The organism is Clostridium sp. AWRP, from assembly GCF_004006395.2.
In the GTDB taxonomy this organism is placed as follows: Bacteria; Bacillota; Clostridia; order Clostridiales; family Clostridiaceae; genus Clostridium_B.
Genome location: NZ_CP029758.2, coordinates 115,548 through 134,526, shown reverse-complemented (window position 1 = coordinate 134,526; position 18,979 = coordinate 115,548). Strand labels below are relative to the sequence as shown.

17 protein-coding genes, 1 tRNA gene and 3 rRNA genes are annotated in these 18,979 nt (G+C 35.0%); 3 read left to right on the top strand and 18 right to left on the bottom strand.

Annotated features, from left to right (window positions below; all coding sequences use genetic code 11):
• Window positions 1–106: 106 nt before the first annotated feature.
• The 12 genes from rsmI to DMR38_RS00610 all read right to left on the bottom strand — a co-directional run bounded on the left by rsmI (window position 107) and on the right by DMR38_RS00610 (window position 9,156).
• A complete protein-coding gene (gene rsmI / locus DMR38_RS00670) occupies window positions 107–946 on the bottom strand; it encodes a 16S rRNA (cytidine(1402)-2'-O)-methyltransferase (protein ID WP_127719529.1) in 840 nt (279 codons plus the stop codon).
• A 15-nt stretch (window positions 947–961) separates the two neighbouring features.
• Window positions 962–1,705, bottom strand: a complete 744-nt coding sequence (locus DMR38_RS00665; protein WP_127719528.1) for a tRNA1(Val) (adenine(37)-N6)-methyltransferase — start codon at window positions 1,703–1,705, stop codon at window positions 962–964.
• A gap of 174 nt (window positions 1,706–1,879) precedes the next feature.
• Complete coding sequence (locus DMR38_RS00660; protein WP_127719527.1) at window positions 1,880–2,731, bottom strand: flagellar motor protein MotB; 852 nt, start codon at window positions 2,729–2,731, stop codon at window positions 1,880–1,882.
• Complete coding sequence (locus tag DMR38_RS00655; protein WP_127719526.1) at window positions 2,728–3,522, bottom strand: flagellar motor protein; 795 nt, start codon at window positions 3,520–3,522, stop codon at window positions 2,728–2,730. The genes DMR38_RS00660 and DMR38_RS00655 overlap by 4 nt, the downstream gene beginning before the upstream one ends.
• A gap of 326 nt (window positions 3,523–3,848) precedes the next feature.
• Complete coding sequence (locus DMR38_RS00645) at window positions 3,849–4,022, bottom strand: 4Fe-4S binding protein (protein ID WP_127719525.1); 174 nt, start codon at window positions 4,020–4,022, stop codon at window positions 3,849–3,851.
• Window positions 4,023–4,267: 245 nt separating this feature from the next.
• Entirely contained in the window at window positions 4,268–4,471 is a 204-nt protein-coding gene (locus DMR38_RS00640) for a heavy-metal-associated domain-containing protein (protein WP_127719524.1), read from the bottom strand.
• Between the two features lie 11 nt (window positions 4,472–4,482).
• The gene (locus DMR38_RS00635; protein ID WP_127719523.1) at window positions 4,483–5,388 is read right to left on the bottom strand and encodes a stage 0 sporulation family protein; all 906 of its coding nucleotides are present in this window, start codon (window positions 5,386–5,388) and stop codon (window positions 4,483–4,485) included.
• A 4-nt stretch (window positions 5,389–5,392) separates the two neighbouring features.
• Window positions 5,393–6,337, bottom strand: coding sequence for a DNA polymerase III subunit delta' (locus DMR38_RS00630; RefSeq protein WP_127719522.1), 945 nt, complete (start codon window positions 6,335–6,337; stop codon window positions 5,393–5,395).
• A gap of 16 nt (window positions 6,338–6,353) precedes the next feature.
• Window positions 6,354–6,683: a cyclic-di-AMP receptor gene (locus tag DMR38_RS00625; protein ID WP_127719521.1), complete on the bottom strand. Its 330-nt coding sequence runs from the start codon at window positions 6,681–6,683 to the stop codon at window positions 6,354–6,356.
• Between the two features lie 132 nt (window positions 6,684–6,815).
• On the bottom strand, window positions 6,816–7,499 hold the full coding sequence (locus DMR38_RS00620; RefSeq protein WP_127719520.1) for a deoxynucleoside kinase: 684 nt from the start codon (window positions 7,497–7,499) through the stop codon (window positions 6,816–6,818).
• Window positions 7,500–7,516: 17 nt separating this feature from the next.
• The gene (locus tag DMR38_RS00615) at window positions 7,517–8,965 is read right to left on the bottom strand and encodes an aminotransferase class V-fold PLP-dependent enzyme (protein WP_127719519.1); all 1,449 of its coding nucleotides are present in this window, start codon (window positions 8,963–8,965) and stop codon (window positions 7,517–7,519) included.
• Window positions 8,944–9,156, bottom strand: coding sequence for a sigma factor G inhibitor Gin (locus DMR38_RS00610; RefSeq protein ID WP_065078888.1), 213 nt, complete (start codon window positions 9,154–9,156; stop codon window positions 8,944–8,946). Before DMR38_RS00610 ends, DMR38_RS00615 begins: the two co-directional genes overlap by 22 nt.
• A gap of 305 nt (window positions 9,157–9,461) precedes the next feature.
• Between DMR38_RS00610 and DMR38_RS00605 the strand changes: the two genes are divergently transcribed.
• Both DMR38_RS00605 and DMR38_RS00600 read left to right on the top strand, forming a co-directional pair.
• Window positions 9,462–10,403, top strand: a complete 942-nt coding sequence (locus DMR38_RS00605; RefSeq protein WP_127719518.1) for a magnesium transporter CorA family protein — start codon at window positions 9,462–9,464, stop codon at window positions 10,401–10,403.
• A gap of 18 nt (window positions 10,404–10,421) precedes the next feature.
• On the top strand, window positions 10,422–11,336 hold the full coding sequence (locus DMR38_RS00600) for an LD-carboxypeptidase (protein WP_175412888.1): 915 nt from the start codon (window positions 10,422–10,424) through the stop codon (window positions 11,334–11,336).
• A gap of 128 nt (window positions 11,337–11,464) precedes the next feature.
• On the opposite strand, the gene DMR38_RS00595 is transcribed toward DMR38_RS00600, so the two are convergent.
• The 3 genes from DMR38_RS00595 to DMR38_RS00585 form a co-directional block, all read right to left on the bottom strand.
• On the bottom strand, window positions 11,465–11,902 hold the full coding sequence (locus DMR38_RS00595) for a DUF6442 family protein (RefSeq protein WP_127719516.1): 438 nt from the start codon (window positions 11,900–11,902) through the stop codon (window positions 11,465–11,467).
• A 297-nt stretch (window positions 11,903–12,199) separates the two neighbouring features.
• Complete coding sequence (locus DMR38_RS00590; RefSeq protein ID WP_127719515.1) at window positions 12,200–12,511, bottom strand: hypothetical protein; 312 nt, start codon at window positions 12,509–12,511, stop codon at window positions 12,200–12,202.
• Between the two features lie 144 nt (window positions 12,512–12,655).
• Window positions 12,656–12,729: transfer RNA gene (locus tag DMR38_RS00585), tRNA-Cys, on the bottom strand.
• 176 nt (window positions 12,730–12,905) lie between these two features.
• Between DMR38_RS00585 and DMR38_RS00580 the strand changes: the two genes are divergently transcribed.
• Entirely contained in the window at window positions 12,906–13,631 is a 726-nt protein-coding gene (locus DMR38_RS00580) for an NAD-dependent protein deacylase (protein ID WP_127719514.1), read from the top strand.
• A 249-nt stretch (window positions 13,632–13,880) separates the two neighbouring features.
• Here the strand turns inward: DMR38_RS00580 and rrf are convergent.
• The 3 genes from rrf to DMR38_RS00565 all read right to left on the bottom strand — a co-directional run bounded on the left by rrf (window position 13,881) and on the right by DMR38_RS00565 (window position 18,975).
• Window positions 13,881–13,997: ribosomal RNA gene (rrf, locus tag DMR38_RS00575) — 5S ribosomal RNA — on the bottom strand.
• 241 nt (window positions 13,998–14,238) lie between these two features.
• Window positions 14,239–17,128: ribosomal RNA gene (locus DMR38_RS00570) — 23S ribosomal RNA — on the bottom strand.
• Window positions 17,129–17,465: 337 nt separating this feature from the next.
• Window positions 17,466–18,975, bottom strand: a 16S ribosomal RNA gene (locus DMR38_RS00565).
• The 16S, 23S and 5S rRNA genes sit together here, the layout of an rRNA operon.
• Window positions 18,976–18,979 lie beyond the last annotated feature (4 nt).

The following is an 18,979-nucleotide window of genomic DNA, read 5'->3' as shown; positions in this document are numbered from 1 at the left end:
GTTTTTAATAAAACTAGTTTCTTTTTTAAGAATTTATTATTTATATTCTGTATTTATTAACAATGTTTAATAAATGTTATACAAATTTTAAGCTTGCTGTTTTTTATTATAGGTTTAAAGAATGTTTATAAACTTCAGATTTTGAAAGTTTTCTATCTTTAGCTACTTTTTTTATAGCTTCTTTTTTATCTAATCCATCTTCCATATACATTTTTATATGTTTTTCTATAGACAAGTTTACCCATTTTTCACTTTCCTCTCTTAAAAGTTCTTTTTCATCCTTACCTTCTACTACCAGTACAAATTCCCCTTTTGCATCATTACTTTCATAATAATTCATAGCTTCTTCTAGTGTAAATCTCAATATTTCTTCATGAACCTTTGTAAGTTCTCTACAAATTCCTATATGTCTATTACCTAGAACGGTTGCTAATGCTTCTAAGGTATTTGTCAGTCTATGGGGTGCTTCATAAAATATCAATGTTTCAGTTCTATTTTTTACACCTTCTAGTATACTTCTCCTATCTTTATTTTCCCTAGGTAAAAATCCAATGAATATAAACTTTGAAGTATCCAGGCCTGAGTAAACTAAAGCTGTCGTTACTGCAGTGGCACCAGGTAGAACTTCAAATTCTATTCCCTGTTCTATACAATTCTTTACCATGATACTTCCCGGATCTGATATACCTGGTGTCCCAGCATCACTTACTAGAGCTATATCTTTACCATCTTTCAACTTTTGTATTAATAATTTACTTTTCTCATTTTCGTTGTACTTATGACAACTTATAAGTGGTTTTTTTATACTGAAATGATTTAATAGCTTTAAACTCTGTCTGGTATCTTCTGCTGCTATTAAATCTACATTTTTAAGGGTATGAAGAGCTCTTAAAGTTATATCACTCAAATTTCCTATAGGAGTTGCCACTAAAAAAAGTTTTCCCATTACACATTATCTCCTTTAACATCTTCCGTATATTCTATCAATTTCATCTGTATAGCTTCCATCTGATTTATGTACACATATAGGTGCTTCCCATTTTAAAAACGGTTTTCCATTATTTTGTCCCTCTATAAGTACCATATTAGGTGCCTTGTTAACACATGGCTGTACCATTGTCATCAATTTTGGCTCTATATTGTATTTCCTCATAGTACACATTATATCTACAAGCCTATCCGGTCTATGGATCATATATAGCTTTCCATTATCTTTTAATAAAATCTTTGCTGCCTTTATAACATCTTCTAATGTACAGCATATTTCATGCCTTGATATCGCATTTTCGTATTGGGCATTTGTAATTCCTGAATTTTTCAATTTATAAGGTGGATTTACCGTTACTACATCCACTTTTGGTAACTTCTTTAAAAATTCAAAATCTACTAAATTTCTGTGAACAAACTCAATTCTTTTCTCCATTCCATTAAAAATTGCAGAACGAATTGCCATATCTACCATACTCTTTTGAATTTCCATACCTGTTATATGCTGAGCCTTTGTTTTACCAGCTATTATAAACGGTACTATCCCTGTTCCGCTGCATAAATCAATTATATTCATTCTAGGTTTAACTTTGGCAAAATTTGCAAGTAAGACAGCATCCACTCCAAACCTAAAGGTGCTTTTTTTCTGTATAATACATATTCCGTTTATTTGCAAATCATCTAATGTTTCGTCACTTCTCACTAAATTCAATTTCACTTAAACGTCCTCACTTATAAAATTTATTTTACACAAGTTTACACATTAACTTAAATTGTAATTTAAATAAAATATGTTGTCAAATATTAGATACTTAACTATCATTAATTTTTGTAAAAAATAAAATCCCATTAAAATTAAGGGATTTAAAAAATAATATATTTCTAACTATGTTTAATGTTGTTCAGATTGCTTTACCTTTTGTTGATCTGTATTTATCGTGTGTGAAGTACTCTGTGAACTAGTAGTACTGCTGCTTGTACTATTTCCATGCTCAATACTGTTAAATTTATTGCTTTCTATAATTATATCTACTCTCCTATTTTTAGCTCTATTTGCATCTGTCGAGTTATCTGTAACTGGCCTATATTCTCCATAACCTACTGATGTAAGCTTTTCAGGTTTAATACCTACTTTATTTTGTAAAAATTGAGTGACATTAGCTGCTCTAGCACAAGATAACTGCCAATTAGATGCATACTCATTATTGCTAATAGGTACATTGTCTGTATGTCCTTCCACCCTTATGGAATTTCCCATTTGATTTACCATTTTTCCTATTCCTATTAATGTATTTTGGGTTTCAGGTTTTATTTCAGCTTTTCCTGTATCAAAAAACAAAGTATTACTTAAACTAACAACAAGACCTCTTTCATCTATCTGTGAACTTACACTTTGACTTAATCCGTTAGCTGAAAGATATGCGTCCACTTGTTTTTTTAATTGCTTTAATTTATTTGCTTCCATCTTAATCTGTTGGTCAGATTCATCACTTTGAGTTGGCTTATCTACTGTTTTAACACTGTCTTTGACACTAGAAGTATTATCGGCACCTATTATTGTTTTTCCTCCTCCCATTGCTATACTGAGAGATTGAGAAAGTTTATTATATTTAGTTTGGTCTACCTGGCTCATAGCGTACATAACTACAAAAAATATCATAAGAAGTGTCATAAAATCAGCATAACTAAGCATCCATCTTTCTGCACTTGGTCCTTCATCTGGTTTTTTATTTTTCTTCTTCATAATGCAGCCTTACCATCCATTCCTTCATATTTTGCCAATTCCTGCTTGTTCAAAAATCCTTTTAACTTTTCTGCTATGGTATTTGGATTTATACCTTCTTGAATATATAATATTGCTTCTATTATAAGCGTTTTTTCCTTAACTTCCTTTTCATCTTGCTGCTTTAGTCTATTACCTAATGGAAGCCATAATAAATTTGCAGATCCTATACCATATAATGTGGCCAAAAATGCACTTCCTATTTTACCTCCTAAACTAGCTGTATCTGTAAGGCTACCTAAAATATGAACCATTCCCATAACAGTACCTATAATACCCATAGTAGGTCCATATCCTCCTGCACTTTCAAATACACTTGCCCCTTGCTTATGTCTCTCAGATGTGGATTCAAGCTCCAATTCTAGTATATCTCTTACAGCTTGAGGATCTACTCCATCTACTACAAGCTGAAGGCCTTTTTTTATAAAAGGATCCAAATTAGGGTCATTGGATATTTCACCTTCCAAACTTAACAAACCATTTTTTCTAGTTTTATAGGATACATCTTTAAAATATAAAATTAAATCAACTAAACTTGTTTTTCTAGGATTAAAAATCACTTTAAATATTTTAGGTACTCTTTTTAATACGTCTAATGGGAATGATAAAGCTACAGCTCCAAACGTTCCACCAAAAACTATTACTGCTGCTGCACCACCAAAAAGCGCCGTAGGGTTTCCACCATCCATTACAAAACCAGCTGTTACTGCAGCAATTCCAAATATCGTAAATATCATAACAGATATATCCATTTTTACCTCCATCTAGTACATTTTCTGACTATAATTTATTTAATCTCCTATCTATATTAATTATTCGTGTAAAATAACTTACTCTTTATACAGAATTTGATATTTATATAAACAAAGTTCTTGGCATCAGATGGAGTTTTGACTCCACCTGATGCCAAGAAATCGTTATCCAGGGACGTATCTGCTCTTTACTCCCACTTGGAGAAAAGCAGATGTCCCAAATTCTTTGATTTGGTGACAGTCGCTTTCACAGAGTGCGTGGGAGTATTAGAGCAGGTAGTCATCGGATAAATTAAAAAGGCCACCTTATGGTGACCTCCTAACAATTAGTTTTCTTCAACTGGTGCTCCTACTGGACAAACATTAGCACAGTTTCCACATTCTATACATTTTTCTGGATCTATTACAAATTGAGTATCTCCTTGGCTTATAGCATCAGCTGGACATTCTGAAGCACATGAACCACAACTTACACAATCCTCTGTAATTTTATATGCCATCTTATGTAACACCTCCTTAATTTTTAGATAATGTTTTCATCCACTGTATTTTATCACATTTGTTGTAATTTTAAAAGATAATTTTAGGCATTTGAAAGAAAATAACAAGTCAAAGATGTGGCAAATATTTTTTATCAGATAAGGAGCCAGGTTCCGCAGATAGTAAATCCTATCTAAGGGTTATACCGACGCAGTATGATAAAAAATAGATTAGCATACTGACTAGCTATTTCTTTGAAAATACCTTATAATACTGCATAACCTAAATCTTCTATACACTGGATAATTTTACTCTCTGTTATAAAATAATTATCATATACTATGCTTACTTTTCCTTTTTCTTTGTTTATTTGGCAGGCTATTACCCCTTCACTACTGGAAATAACCTTTCTTATTTTATTAACATCCTCAGAAGTACGTATATTAGGAATTTTAAATACCGATTTCATATGTTACCTCCTTAATCCTCCTTAAACAATTGTTTGATCATATCTGCATCTTCTGTTTCTTCATCAATTTTTATCTCATTTTCATTTATACTACCTTCAAATCCTCCCGAAATTACTTTAACTCCACTTATAGGCACTTCTTCTACTATATCATCACCATCTTCAACTTTTATCTTTATTTTAATACTTTCCTTTACTACAGAATTATCTATAACTTCTCCCTTTCCTTCAGGTGTACTAACTACAGACCCTATCTTAGGCAACTTCTGTCTTATTTTTTCATAAGTATCTTGTTCATAATTCAAACAGCACATAAGTCTTCCACATATTCCTGATATTTTAGTAGGATTCAATGATAAATTTTGTTCTTTTGCCATTTTTATGGAAACGGGCACAAAATCTCCCAAAAATGTAGAACAACACATAGCTCTGCCGCAAGGTCCCAGACCCCCTATCATTTTTGCCTCATCTCTTACTCCTATCTGTCTAAGCTCTATTCTTGTTCTAAATATGGATGCAAGATCCTTTACTAATTCTCTAAAATCTACTCGTCCGTCAGCTATAAAATAGAATATAACCTTATTATTGTCAAAAGTATATTCTACATCTATAAGCTTCATATTTAATTCATGTTGTTGTATTTTTTCAATACATATATCAAAAGCCTTTTTTTCTTTTTCTTTATTTTCATTATATTTTTGTATATCTTCTTCCGTAGCTATTCTTAAAACACTTTTAAGCGGTGAAACTATATCACTCTCTCTTATATCTTTTGGTTCTATGACACACTCACCAAATTCTATTCCCCTTGCTGTTTCTACTATTACACTATTTTCTCTTTTTATATTTAAATTACCTGGTGAAAAATAATATATTTTACCGGCCTTTTTAAAACGTACTCCTATAACTGTTACCATATTTTTATACCTCCTGCATTTTCACCAACATAGAATTAAAAACTAAAGTTCTATTTACATTGCTTTCTAATTTTTCTCTAGCATCCTTTACTATATTAATAATATCATTCAACTTATTAAATGAAAACATTTCTCCTATAGTCTTTATATCCTCAAATTTATCAATGTTTATAATAAATTTTCTATTACCTGTTTCTTTGTATACAAGTACATCTCTTATATATGACAAAATACAAGTTAGTACTTCCTGCCATTCATACTTGTCTTTAGATATACAATTTGAAAGTTTTAAACAGGAACTAAAATTCTCATGGCATAATTCTTTAAATATATTTAAAATTATATTTCTCATTTCACTTAAAGATATATCTGAAATAAATTTTTCTGCTCTTCCTGGTATTCCATCACTAAATGCTAAGACAGATCTCAATTCTTCAGTAGATAAGTTAGGAAATTTGGCATTTAAAAAAATCTCCATTTCTTTTTGCCTTAACCTATTAAGTTTATATACTTGACATCTAGACTTTATGGTATCCAATATTCCATCTAGCTTTTCACATAAAAGTAACATAAAACTTCCACTGGGAGGTTCCTCTATAGTTTTTAATAATGCATTTTGAGCTGCTTCTGTCATTTTATCAGAATTATATAGTATTACTACTTTTTTGTCACCCTCATAAGGTTTTTTATTCATTTCTTCTATTATATTTTTTACTTCTTCTATTCCAACGGATTTTTTACCTTTTGCCATTTTAAATTCAATTATATCTACATACTGCTTCATTTGCTTTTTCCCCAATATATCTAAAGCTATTTCTTTAGCAAGAAGACTTTTACCTATCCCATCTTCTCCTACAAAAATATGGGCATGAGAAAATCTATTGGAAGCTATAGAATTTTTTATCTGGAGTTTTATATTCTCATGCCCTATTATATTGCAAAATTCCAACTCAGTATACCTCCTATTAAATCTTTACAAACTTATCTACATCTACTACAAATATATTTGCTCCTCCAACTTCTACCTCAACAGGATAAGGCATATATATCCCTGTAGAACTTGCTTCAGATGAAGGAGCTGTTATAATTTGATTTCTTGTTTTACATACATCTTCTATATGAGCTATTACTTCATCAACATCTTCTTCTTCCACTCCTATAAGCAAAGTTGTATTACCAGCTCTTAAAAATCCACCTGTAGTTGCAAGTTTAGTAACCCTAAATCCACCTTCTGTTAAAATTTCCAAGAGATCCGCAGCATCATCATCCTGAACAATGGCTATAATTAATTTCATAAAACATCACCTCTTGTAATTTATTTTACAAACAATTGCCTAAATTTCTCAAATTAGCTTATATTTATTATACCATAAGTACTTATTATCTCATATAACTGAAACTTAGGTAATTAATACATTAACTTTTTACTATAGTATTCTTTTTATCAAATCATATATATCTTCGTGGATTTTATTCACGGTCTTTATTTCACTACCTTCTATACATGAAATTTTATTCCAATCATATTTATCTACAATATGTATGGCATTTTTATAAGAATTAATCAAATACTCATAATCTCTCTCATGTATGTCCTTTTCTACATTACCCGTAAATTTATTATTTCTCTTAGCCATAAGTTTTTTACTATATTCAGGAGGCATATCCAAAAATATAACACAATCTGGTATAGGAAGTCCCAATATATCAAATTCAAAATTCCAGAGCCATTTTAAAAACTTATTTTTTTCTTCTAAATCATCAATTTTAGAAGCTTGATGTATCATATTAGCTGTCGTATATCTATCTGCAAGTATTATCCCACCATTTTCATAAAACTTTTTCCACTCCATCTTATAAGATGCATATCTATCTACTGCATAAAATGTTGATGCTGCATATGCACTTACATCTTCAGGTTTTTTGCCAAAATCTCCGTTTAAATACATTCTTACTAAAGCTGAAGATTCACTATTATAATTAGGATATTCTATTTTTTCTAAATTATAATTTTCATTTAAAAGCCTTTTATAAAGTTTTTCTGTCTGTGTAGCTTTTCCGCTGCCGTCACATCCTTCTATGACTATAAGTTTTCCTTTTTGTAAACTCATTTGCTTTCCTCCAAAATTCATTTTACAACTTTTATTTTATTGTCTTTTATTCCAATTAAATCCACACCATTTTTTATATAATATTTAATAACTTGAATGACATTTTTATCTATCAGTTCTCCTATAGCTAATATGGGAACTCCTGGTGGATATGGTATCACACTTGCTCCGCTTATCCTTCCACAGGAATCATCTAAATCTACCATTTCTTTTTCTACATCTATAACTTGAAATGGAATCATTTTGGATTGAGGTATTCCATATTCCATCCTATTTGCTTTTTTACATTTAATTTTTTCTAAATCACAATTCTTTAATACAGTATACAATCTTTCAAACTCCTCTTTTTCATTAAATGGAGAAAAAATCAATACTAAATTAGAATTGTCACTCATTTCACACTGTATGTTTAGTTTTCTTAAATAATTTAAAAGTAAATTGCCGCTGTATCCTGGTTCTAGATTTATAGTATATCTTGTTAAATCTATATCTGCTGCACTTGGTACTGCCTCTCTTTCTTTAGAATTAAATTGTATTATATCCTTTCTGCCAATTACCTGCAATCCTCTTATAGAGTTTATCTTATCTCTATAGAATTCAGCTATCTCTATAAGTTTTTCGTAATCACTGCTGCCATACTCCTCAAGGTAAAATCGAGCATAGTCCATAGAACAAAGTGCTATGTATGAAGGACTTGTACTTAAAAACGCATTATAATAAAAGTCTACTTTATTTATATATTTCTCATTATTTACGTGTAAATAAGCAGTTTGAGTTAAACTAGGCAGCGTTTTATGCGAACTAGTAACTACCATGTCTGCACCAAGTGTTACTGCACTTTCCGGTAAATTTTTGTTAACACCAAAATGTGCTCCATGAGCACAATCAACTAATACTTTTATGTTAAGCTTTCTTGCCTCCTTTATTATAAACTTGAGATTGCTGCATATTCCATAATAATTGGGATATGTAACTACTACCCCTTTTATATCCTTATTTCTCTTTAGTGCTTGTAAAAAATGCCCCAAATTTATGCAAATAGGAGCATTTATTTTTTCACTTATAATATTTTCTAAATATATAGGAATCAACTTCCTCATAATTATTCCATTTAGTATAGAGGTATGGCAATTTCTTTCTACTAAAATTTTATCCCCCTCATTAAAACTACTAAACAACATTATCATATTTCCAGATGTACTTCCATTAACTAAAAAATAAGACTTTTTACTTCCATAAAGCTTTGAAAGACGCTTACTTGCATCTAATATTATACTTTTTTGATTATGAAGATTATCTACACCATCTACTTCAGTAATATCAAATTTTAAAATATTAGATATAAATTCTCTTCCTATTGAAGTATTATAAAAACCTCTTCCATTTTTATGACCTGGCATACAAAATGATATATTATTTTCCTTAATGTATTTTAAAACTCCTTCTAAAAGTGGTAATTCTGACAATGAGTTATCTCTCCTCTTATAATAAAACGTGCTATAGTTTTACTTATTCTTTCTTTGTAGTATTCGTAAAAATCTAAATCATTTTCCAATTTTATTAGTCTTTCTTCACAATTTTTACATATTCCTCTACCATATATTATTATACCATCACTTAAAGGTTTTCCACATATGATACAATATTTTTTTTTCATCTACATCCTCCTAGCAGCACTACTTAAAAATTAATACTATTACTTTTGTTATTTAAATTTTTACCCTTAATACATAAAATATTCAATTTGAAAAACTCTTTTTCAGTTTTATATTCTATAATATATACTATTCAGTTTTAACCATAAACTTATTTTGTCCACATAAATAAATTTAAATAGTAGTTATTTATATTTATATTTTATAATGCTATATTCAAAAGTATGTTTTCATAAGATATAATATAAATATAGTATATAAAGGAACTAACTAAGATACACTGCTAATTCTTACAAGGAGGCATTACATGATTTCAATTTACAAAACCATAGATGAATCAAATAATATACAATCTGTAGATACCATAGAACATGGCTGCTGGATTAACGTTGTAGCACCTTCAGATGAAGATTTACTTTTAATATCAAAGAAATCTGGTGTTCCAATGGACTTTTTAAAAGCTGCTCTAGATGAAGAAGAAACGTCACGTATAGATACTGAAGATAATAATCTACTAGTAATAGTTGATATTCCTTTTACAGAAATGGAAGTTAACTCTTTAACTTATGATTCTTATCCATTAGCTATAATTCATACAGAATCTACTTTAATTACAGTCTGTTTAAAAAACAGCAAAATTCTTACTGATTTTATAGATGGTAAAGTTAAATCCTTTTTCACATTTAAACGTTCTAGATTTATTTTACAAATACTTTATAGAATAGCAAGCTATTACCTGCTCTATTTAAGACAAATAGACAAAAAAAGCGTAATGATTGAGCAAAGACTTCATAAATCCATGAAAAATAAAGAGTTTATTCAACTTTTATCTTTGGAAAAATCTCTTGTTTACTTTTCAACCTCCTTAAAAGCTAACGAAATTACTTTAGAAAAAATGCTAAAGTTAGAACTTTTACAGAAGTATCCTGAAGATCAAGATATTCTAGAAGACGTTATAATTGAAAATAAACAAGCTATAGAAATGACAAACATATATAGCAATATTTTAACAGGAACTATGGACGCATTTGCCTCAGTTATATCAAATAACTTAAACATAGTCATGAAACTCCTAGCTTCAGTAACCATAGTCATGGCAATTCCAAATATAATATTTGGTTCTTTTGGCATGAATTTAAACGGAATACCCTTTGCCAAATCTCCAAATGGCTTCTGGATGGTATATGTAATAACAGCTTTAATTTGCCTAGTGTGTATATTATTTTTAAAGAAAAAAAACTTATTTTAATTTTAGGATGTGATGATTTTGATTGGGAAAAGATTAAAAAAAGGAGATACTATAGGCCTTGTATCTCCGGCAAGTGCAGAGAAGCCTGAAAAAATCAAAGAAAAAATCGAGATTTTAAAAAATCTTGGTTTTAATGTTAAAGAAGGAAACCATATATACGACAAATGGGGTTATTTAGCTGGTAAGGATGTAGACAGGGCTTCCGATATTATGGATATGTTCTCAGACAAAAGTGTAAATATGATATTATGCACAAGAGGTGGATACGGCAGCATGAGACTTCTTCCTTTTATTGATTTTAATATTATTGAAGGAAATCCTAAAATATTTGCAGGATTTAGTGACATAACCACTTTATTAAACAATATATACGATAAATGCCATATAATTACCTTTCACTCTCCAATGTGCACTTCTACTTTTGATGATTTTACATTAAAGAGTTTTTTAGATACCCTAACGTGTGGATATGTTCCCTTTACTATAAAAAACCCTAATGACATTCCCACACAGTATTTCAATGGAGAGTATGCATCTGGTACTCTTATAGGTGGTAACCTATGCCTTATATCTAGTCTTCTAGGTACTCCTTATGCTTTGAATACTGAAAATAAAATACTCTTTATAGAAGATGTAGGAGAAGAACCTTATAGAATTGACAGAATGCTTACTCAATTAACACTAAGTGGAGATCTTCAAAAATGTTCAGGCTTTATTCTAGGTCAGTTTACAAATTGTGAACTTCCACATTATGAACGAAGTTTAACTTTAACTGAAATACTTGAAGACAGGATACTTAGCTTAAAAAAACCAACTTTAATTAACTTTCAATCTGGACATTCATATCCAAGAATAACTTTACCGATTGGAAGCAGTGTAGAAGTTAATTTTAAAAAGGGAGAAATACATGTATTAGAATCTGTAGTGAAATAGATCATCTATCTACAAATATAAGACACCCTAATTTTTTATACTATAGAAGCGCCATCCAGATTTGAACTAGGGAAAATATTTTTCCCATCTAATCTAGTTGGCAAACTCCTATTATATCATACTCAGCTTTACATATCTTTATTATATTTACTTATAAAATATATGTTTGAAAATATAACAAACAGATATGCAATAACAATAGCTAAAACTACTGACCAACTAACACCCATCAGTGCAAACGCCATCATCAATGCCCCGAATACCAATATCATAAGATCATATGCCTTAGCTTTAGCTTTATTTCTTATTGTTATATTTCTCTCATCCTTTTCATCAATTTCCCTTTGCTTAGCTACCTCTGGATTTTTTCTCATAGTATAGATGTCAAAGGCAGTACCAAGGTTCTGTCCAAAAATCCCAGCTCCAATTCCAATAAAAATATATGGTAAAGTCTGAATGATACCTTGCTCATTCCTTGTAAGTTTTGCTAATATAGCACCTGCCGCCAAAATCACAAAACCAATGAGCGAAAATACTAAATACCTTGCAGCACTCCTATTTTTCATTTTTTTCCTCCTTATGGCTAATATTTCTTATAAGCTGTTTTTCATATAACAACTATTTTCCTAAACCATATGCAAAGTTAACTTTACATTTTTATATTACTACCATATAGTACAGATGTCAAGTATACTTTCCATAAAAAATTGCACAATAATATTTGTCTGTAGAAAATTTAGAAGTTTTGAAACTGTTTAAGAAAAATAATTATGTGCTGATTTTAGTGAAGAAGATAAAAAGATATTAATAGACGCAGGAGTTTTATGTGTAGAAAGCAACTGGCTACACTGGAGAAAAGCACTTTATAGTCTGTCCTTATTTTTGTCTTTAGATGATAACTTGAATTCAGTATTATATCCATAAGAAATAAACATACAGTTACTCCATACCAAATTTATATTTTCTCTATTATCATGCAAATAATCTATAATCTTTTTCCTGCTTTCAAATTCATGTTCTGCTTCTTGCTGTGTAAGTCCCCTATTAATTAGACTAGAAACAAATTTTTCTCTTTCCTCTGTGGTCATTCTTTTAGAATATGAACCTGACATAAAGGCTTCTAATTGTTCTTTATAATCAGGGTTTAAAGGAGTTATTATACTGAATAAAGTCATTTACTCTTGTATTGATATTTTTAAATCCTACTTTTTCCATAACGCAATAATAATTATACCACAATATGCCAAACTATATAAACAACAAAAAAGAAGCAACCTATCTACTGAAAAATCAGCAATCAGATCACTTCTGTATCTTTTTGGAGGCGCCATCCAGATTTGAACTGGAGATAAAGGTTTTGCAGACCTCTGCCTTACCACTTGGCTATAGCGCCATACTTTTTTTAACAAAATTTATGATATCATTTTAAATACTATTTGTCAACTCCAATTACTAAAAAACCCGTTTCTAAATAAAATAAGTTACTCTTATACATAAAACACGCTAATATTTGCCAAACAATTAAACATATAAAAAGTATATGCTATAATATTAATCAGAGGTGATTTTATGAGTTATGAGAATTTAAAATCCGCTGTAGATTCAAGTACTAATATTGTATTTTTGGGCGGTGCAGGAGTTTCTACAGAATCGCAAATACCTGATTTTAGATCCGAAACAGGATTATATAAAACTAAAAATAATTTTTCATATCCCCCTGAAGTAATGCTAAGTCATAGTTTTTTTATGTCTCATACTGAGGATTTCTTTGATTTTTATAGGGCAAAAATGATATACAAAGATGCAAAACCAAATGACGCCCATTACGCTCTTACAGAATTAGAAAAAATGGGAAAGTTAAAAGCTATAGTAACTCAAAATATAGATGGTCTCCATCAAATGGCAGGATCAAATAATGTATTAGAATTACATGGTTCCATTCACAGAAATCATTGCACTAAATGTGGAAAATCTTTTGATTTAGATTATGTACTAAATACCCCAAGTCTTATACCAAAATGTGATAAATGTAATGGAACAATAAAACCAGACGTAGTTTTATATGAAGAAAGTCTAAACATGGACACATTAAATAAATCCGTAAAATGCATCCAGCAAGCTGATATGTTAATTGTAGGAGGTACTTCCCTAATAGTATATCCTGCTGCAGGGTTAATTAATTATTTTAAGGGAAAATACTTGGTTCTTATAAATAAATCTTCTACTTCTTATGATAATGAGGCTAATATAGTTATACATGATAGTATAGGAAAAGTTCTAAAAAGTGTATTATAAGATTTATTCTTTGTTCTTAACATCAAGAGGAGTTTAAACTCCTCTTGATGCTTATCAACATATTTCTTAGTAATTTAGCATTTAAGTCCTTATCCTTTAGGCGATTATCCAAAAGCCATAGCTACTCCCAATGTACACTTGGAGAAAAGTGACTATCACAAAATATGTTGGAATATTAGAACTAGTAATCATCAGATAAAATTAAATTATGATAAAAAAATTAGAGTACCAATCAGTACTCTAATTTCTACCTGGCAGCGACCTATTCTCCCACAGGGCCTCCCCTGCAGTACCATCGGCACCCTGAAGCTTAACCTTCCTGTTCGGTATGGAAAGGGGTGTTACCTTCACGTCATTACCACCAGATTTTATTATCGAAAATTGTTATTAACTTCGTCCAGCTTCGTCAAACAACTCACTCCGGTGCTCAATTACTTTAGTAAGTTCCGCTCCTCGTTCATCATTTTCCTCGCTGTACTCGTTACTACCAATTTTCTTTTATATTGCTTTTTTAAGGTCATAACAATTGTAAATTGTCAACTATCAATTCTCAATTGTTTCTGTCCTCTCAAAATTGCACAGTAAACTTTTTTCTTTCGCTTTTTATTTGGTCAAGCCCTCGACCTATTAGTATCAGTCAGCTTAGCAAGTTACCCTGCTTACACCTCTGACCTATCTCCTCGTGTTCTTCGAGGGGTCTTACTAGCTTACGCTATGGGAAATCTTATCTTGAGGTGGGCTTCACACTTAGATGCTTTCAGCGTTTATCCCTTCCCAACTTGGCTACCCAGCTATGCTCCTGGCGGAACAACTGGTTCACCAGCGGTCGGTCCATCCCGGTCCTCTCGTACTAAGGACAGCTCCTCTCAAATTTCCTGCGCCCGCGACGGATAGGGACCGAACTGTCTCACGACGTTCTGAACCCAGCTCGCGTGCCGCTTTAATGGGCGAACAGCCCAACCCTTGGGACCTACTTCAGCCCCAGGATGCGACGAGCCGACATCGAGGTGCCAAACCTCCCCGTCGATGTGAACTCTTGGGGGAGATCAGCCTGTTATCCCCGAGGTAGCTTTTATCCGTTGAGCGATGGCCCTCCCACGAGGTACCACCGGATCACTAAGCCCGACTTTCGTCCCTGCTCCACTTGTTTGTGTCGCAGTCAAGCTCCCTTCTGCCTTTGCACTCTTCGAAGAATTTCTAACCCTTCTGAGGGAACCTTTGTACGCCTCCGTTACTTTTTAGGAGGCGACCGCCCCAGTCAAACTGCCCGCCTAACATTGTCCCGTCTCCAGTTTCATGGAGCCCGGTTAGAATCCCAGTACTGTCAGGGTGGTATCCCAACATCGACTCTGTAATGGCTGGCGCCACTACTTCCTAGTCTCCCACCTATCCTGTACAGACAATACCGAAATTCAGTGCTAAACTGCAGTAAAGCTCTACGGGGTCTTTCCGTCCAATCGCGGGTAGCAAGCATCTTCACTTGCACTTCAATTTCGCCGGATTTGTTGTCGAGACAGTGCTCAAATCATTACGCCATTCGTGCGGGTCGGAACTTACCCGACAAGGAATTTCGCTACCTTAGGACCGTTATAGTTACGGCCGCCGTTTACTGGGGCTTAAGTTCTGACCTTCGCTTACGCTTAGTCTTCCCCTTAACCTTCCAGCACCGGGCAGGCGTCAGCTCCTATACTTCAGCTTTCGCTTTAGCAGAAACCTGTGTTTTTGATAAACAGTTGCTTGAGCCTTTTCTCTGCGGCCACTTGCGTGGCTCCCCTTCTCCCTAAGTTACGGGGTTAATTTGCCTAGTTCCTTAACAACAATTCTTCCGATGGTCTTAGGATTCTCTCCTCACCTACCTGTGTCGGTTTGCGGTACGGGCACATAAAAACTCCATAGAGACTTTTCTTGGCAGCGTGAAATCAGGTACTTCCCCTTACGGGTTCCCCATAACACCTCATCATTGATATACCGGATTTTCCTGGTATACCTGACTCGGTGCTTAGACATACATCCAATTGTATGCACACCTTATCCTCCTGCGTCATCCCTTTTGTCAAACGCTTTTATGCGGTATCGGAATTTCAACCGATTGTCCATCACCTACGCCTTTCGGCCTCGGCTTAGGTCCCGACTTACCCTGGGCGGACGAACCTTCCCCAGGAAACCTTAGGTTTTCGACCAATAAGATTCTCACTTATTTCTCGCTACTTATGCCAGCATTCTCTCTCCTGTACAATCCACCGTTCCTTCCGGTACGACTTCTACTCATACAGGATGCTCCTCTACCACTCTTTCGAGTCCACAGCTTCGGTGGTAAGTTTTAGCCCCGGACATTTTCGGCGCATGATCTCTTGACTAGTGAGCTATTACGCACTCTTTAAATGAGTGGCTGCTTCTGAGCCAACATCCTAGTTGTCTTAGAAATCACACATCCTTTCCCACTTAACTTACACTTTGGGACCTTAGCTGGTGGTCTGGGCTGTTTCCCTTTTGACCACGGATCTTATCATTCGCAGTCTGACTGCCGGAATTCAAGTATATGGCATTCGGAGTTTGATAAGGTTCAGTAACTGTTGTCAGCCCCTACCCCATTCAGTGCTCTACCTCCATTACTCATTTCCGACGCTAGCCCTAAAGCTATTTCGAGGAGAACCAGCTATCTCCGAGTTCGATTGGAATTTCTCCGCTATCCACAGCTCATCCCATGGTTTTTCAACACCAACGTGGTTCGGTCCTCCACGGAATTTTACTTCCGCTTCAACCTGGCCATGGATAGGTCACTCGGTTTCGGGTCTACAACATACAACTTCGCGCCCTTTTCAGACTCGGTTTCCCTCCGGCTCCGTACCTTAAGTACTTAACCTTGCTGCACATCGTAACTCGCTGGCTCGTTCTACAAAAAGCACGCCGTCGTACTTTACGTACTTCGACTGTTTGTGGACACACGGTTTCAGGTTCTATTTCACTCCCCTCCCGGGGTTCTTTTCACCTTTCCCTCACGGTACTCCTTCTCTATCGGTCACCAGGTAGTATTTAGCCTTGGGAGGTGGTCCTCCCTGTTTCCCACAAGGTTTCTCGTGTCTCGTGGTACTCTGGATTAGATCTGACTGTTCTTTGCTTTCATTTACAGGGCTTTTACCTTCTCCGGCAGAGCCTTCCAGCTCTCTTCAATTAGCACTTCACAGTATTTATAATCTATCCGCAACCCCAGGAACAAGTTCCTGGTTTGGGCTCTTTCCCTTTCGCTCGCCGCTACTTAGAAAATCGATGTTTCTTTCTCTTCCTCCGGGTACTTAGATGTTTCAGTTCCCCGGGTTTGCCTCTACAAACCTATGTATTCAGTCTGCAGTACCTAGTGTTATCTAGGTGGGTTTCCCCATTCGGATATCTCTGGTTCTCTGGCTATTTGCGCCTACCCAGAGCTTTTCGCAGCTTATCGCGTCCTTCTTAGGCTCCTGGTGCCAAGGCATCCTCCATGCGCCCTTTGTAGCTTGACCTTTCATTATCGAAAATCGTCATTAACTTCGTCCAGCTTCGTCAAATACCTCATTCCGGTGCTCATTTACATAAGTAAACTCCGCTCCTCATTCGGTCTTTTCCTTGCTGTACTCGTTACTGCCAATTTTCTTTGTATCATCTACAAAGGTTATATTATAACCTTAGCTTTACTTTATTTCTTATTTACTGTGCAATTTTCAAAGGACAATTTTTCAATTTACATTGTAAATTGAAAGAAGAATCTATGATCCTTCAAAATTAAACAGAGTAGATTTTCTAACTTACTTAAACCATCAATTTATAAGATAGATTATACTCTATCTTTCGACTCCCTAGAAAGGAGGTGATCCAGCCGCAGGTTCTCCTACGGCTACCTTGTTACGACTTCACCCCAATTACTAACCCCACCTTCGGCCGCGTCCTCCTAAGTTAGACTACGGACTTCGGGTGTTGCCAGCTCTCATGGTGTGACGGGCGGTGTGTACAAGGCCCGGGAACGTATTCACCGCGACATTCTGATTCGCGATTACTAGCAACTCCAACTTCATGCAGGCGAGTTTCAGCCTGCAATCCGAACTGGGGGCAGTTTTTGAGGTTTGCTCCACCTTGCGGTCTTGCTTCTCTCTGTACTGCCCATTGTAGCACGTGTGTTGCCCTGGACATAAGGGGCATGATGATTTGACGTCATCCCCACCTTCCTCCGCGTTAACCGCGGCAGTCTTGCTAGAGTGCTCAACTAAATGTTAGCAACTAACAACAGGGGTTGCGCTCGTTGCAGGACTTAACCTAACATCTCACGACACGAGCTGACGACAACCATGCACCACCTGTATCCCTGCCCCGAAGGGCTTCTCTTATCTCTAAGATATTCAGGGTATGTCAAGTCCAGGTAAGGTTCTTCGCGTTGCTTCGAATTAAACCACATGCTCCGCTGCTTGTGCGGGCCCCCGTCAATTCCTTTGAGTTTTAATCTTGCGATCGTACTTCCCAGGCGGAGTACTTATTGTGTTTACTGCGGCACAGAAGGGGTCGATACCTCCTACACCTAGTACTCATCGTTTACGGCGTGGACTACCAGGGTATCTAATCCTGTTTGCTACCCACGCTTTCGTGCCTCAGCGTCAGTTACGGTCCAGAGAATCGCCTTCGCCACTGGTGTTCTTCCTAATCTCTACGCATTTCACCGCTACACTAGGAATTCCATTCTCCTCTCCCGCACTCCAGATACCCAGTTTGAAATGCAGTGCCCGGGTTAAGCCCGGGTATTTCACATCTCACTTAAATATCCGCCTACGCACTCTTTACGCCCAGTAATTCCGGACAACGCTCGCCACCTACGTATTACCGCGGCTGCTGGCACGTAGTTAGCCGTGGCTTCCTCCTTGGGTACCGTCATTATCGTCCCCAAAGACAGAGCTTTACAATCCGAAAACCTTCTTCACTCACGCGGCGTTGCTGCATCAGGCTTTCGCCCATTGTGCAATATTCCCCACTGCTGCCTCCCGTAGGAGTCTGGACCGTCTCTCAGTTCCAATGTGGCCGATCACCCTCTCAGGTCGGCTACGCATCGTCGCCTTGGTAGGCCGTTACCCTACCAACTAGCTAATGCGCCGCGGGTCCATCTCAAAGCGGATTACTCCTTTAAATCAGCTCTCATGTGAATACTGATTATTATGCGGTATTAATCTCCCTTTCGGGAGGCTATCCCCCTCTTTGAGGTAGGTTACCCACGTGTTACTCACCCGTCCGCCGCTAATCCACTCCCGAAGGAGCTTCATCGCTCGACTTGCATGTGTTAAGCACGCCGCCAGCGTTCGTCCTGAGCCAGGATCAAACTCTTAATTTAAAAG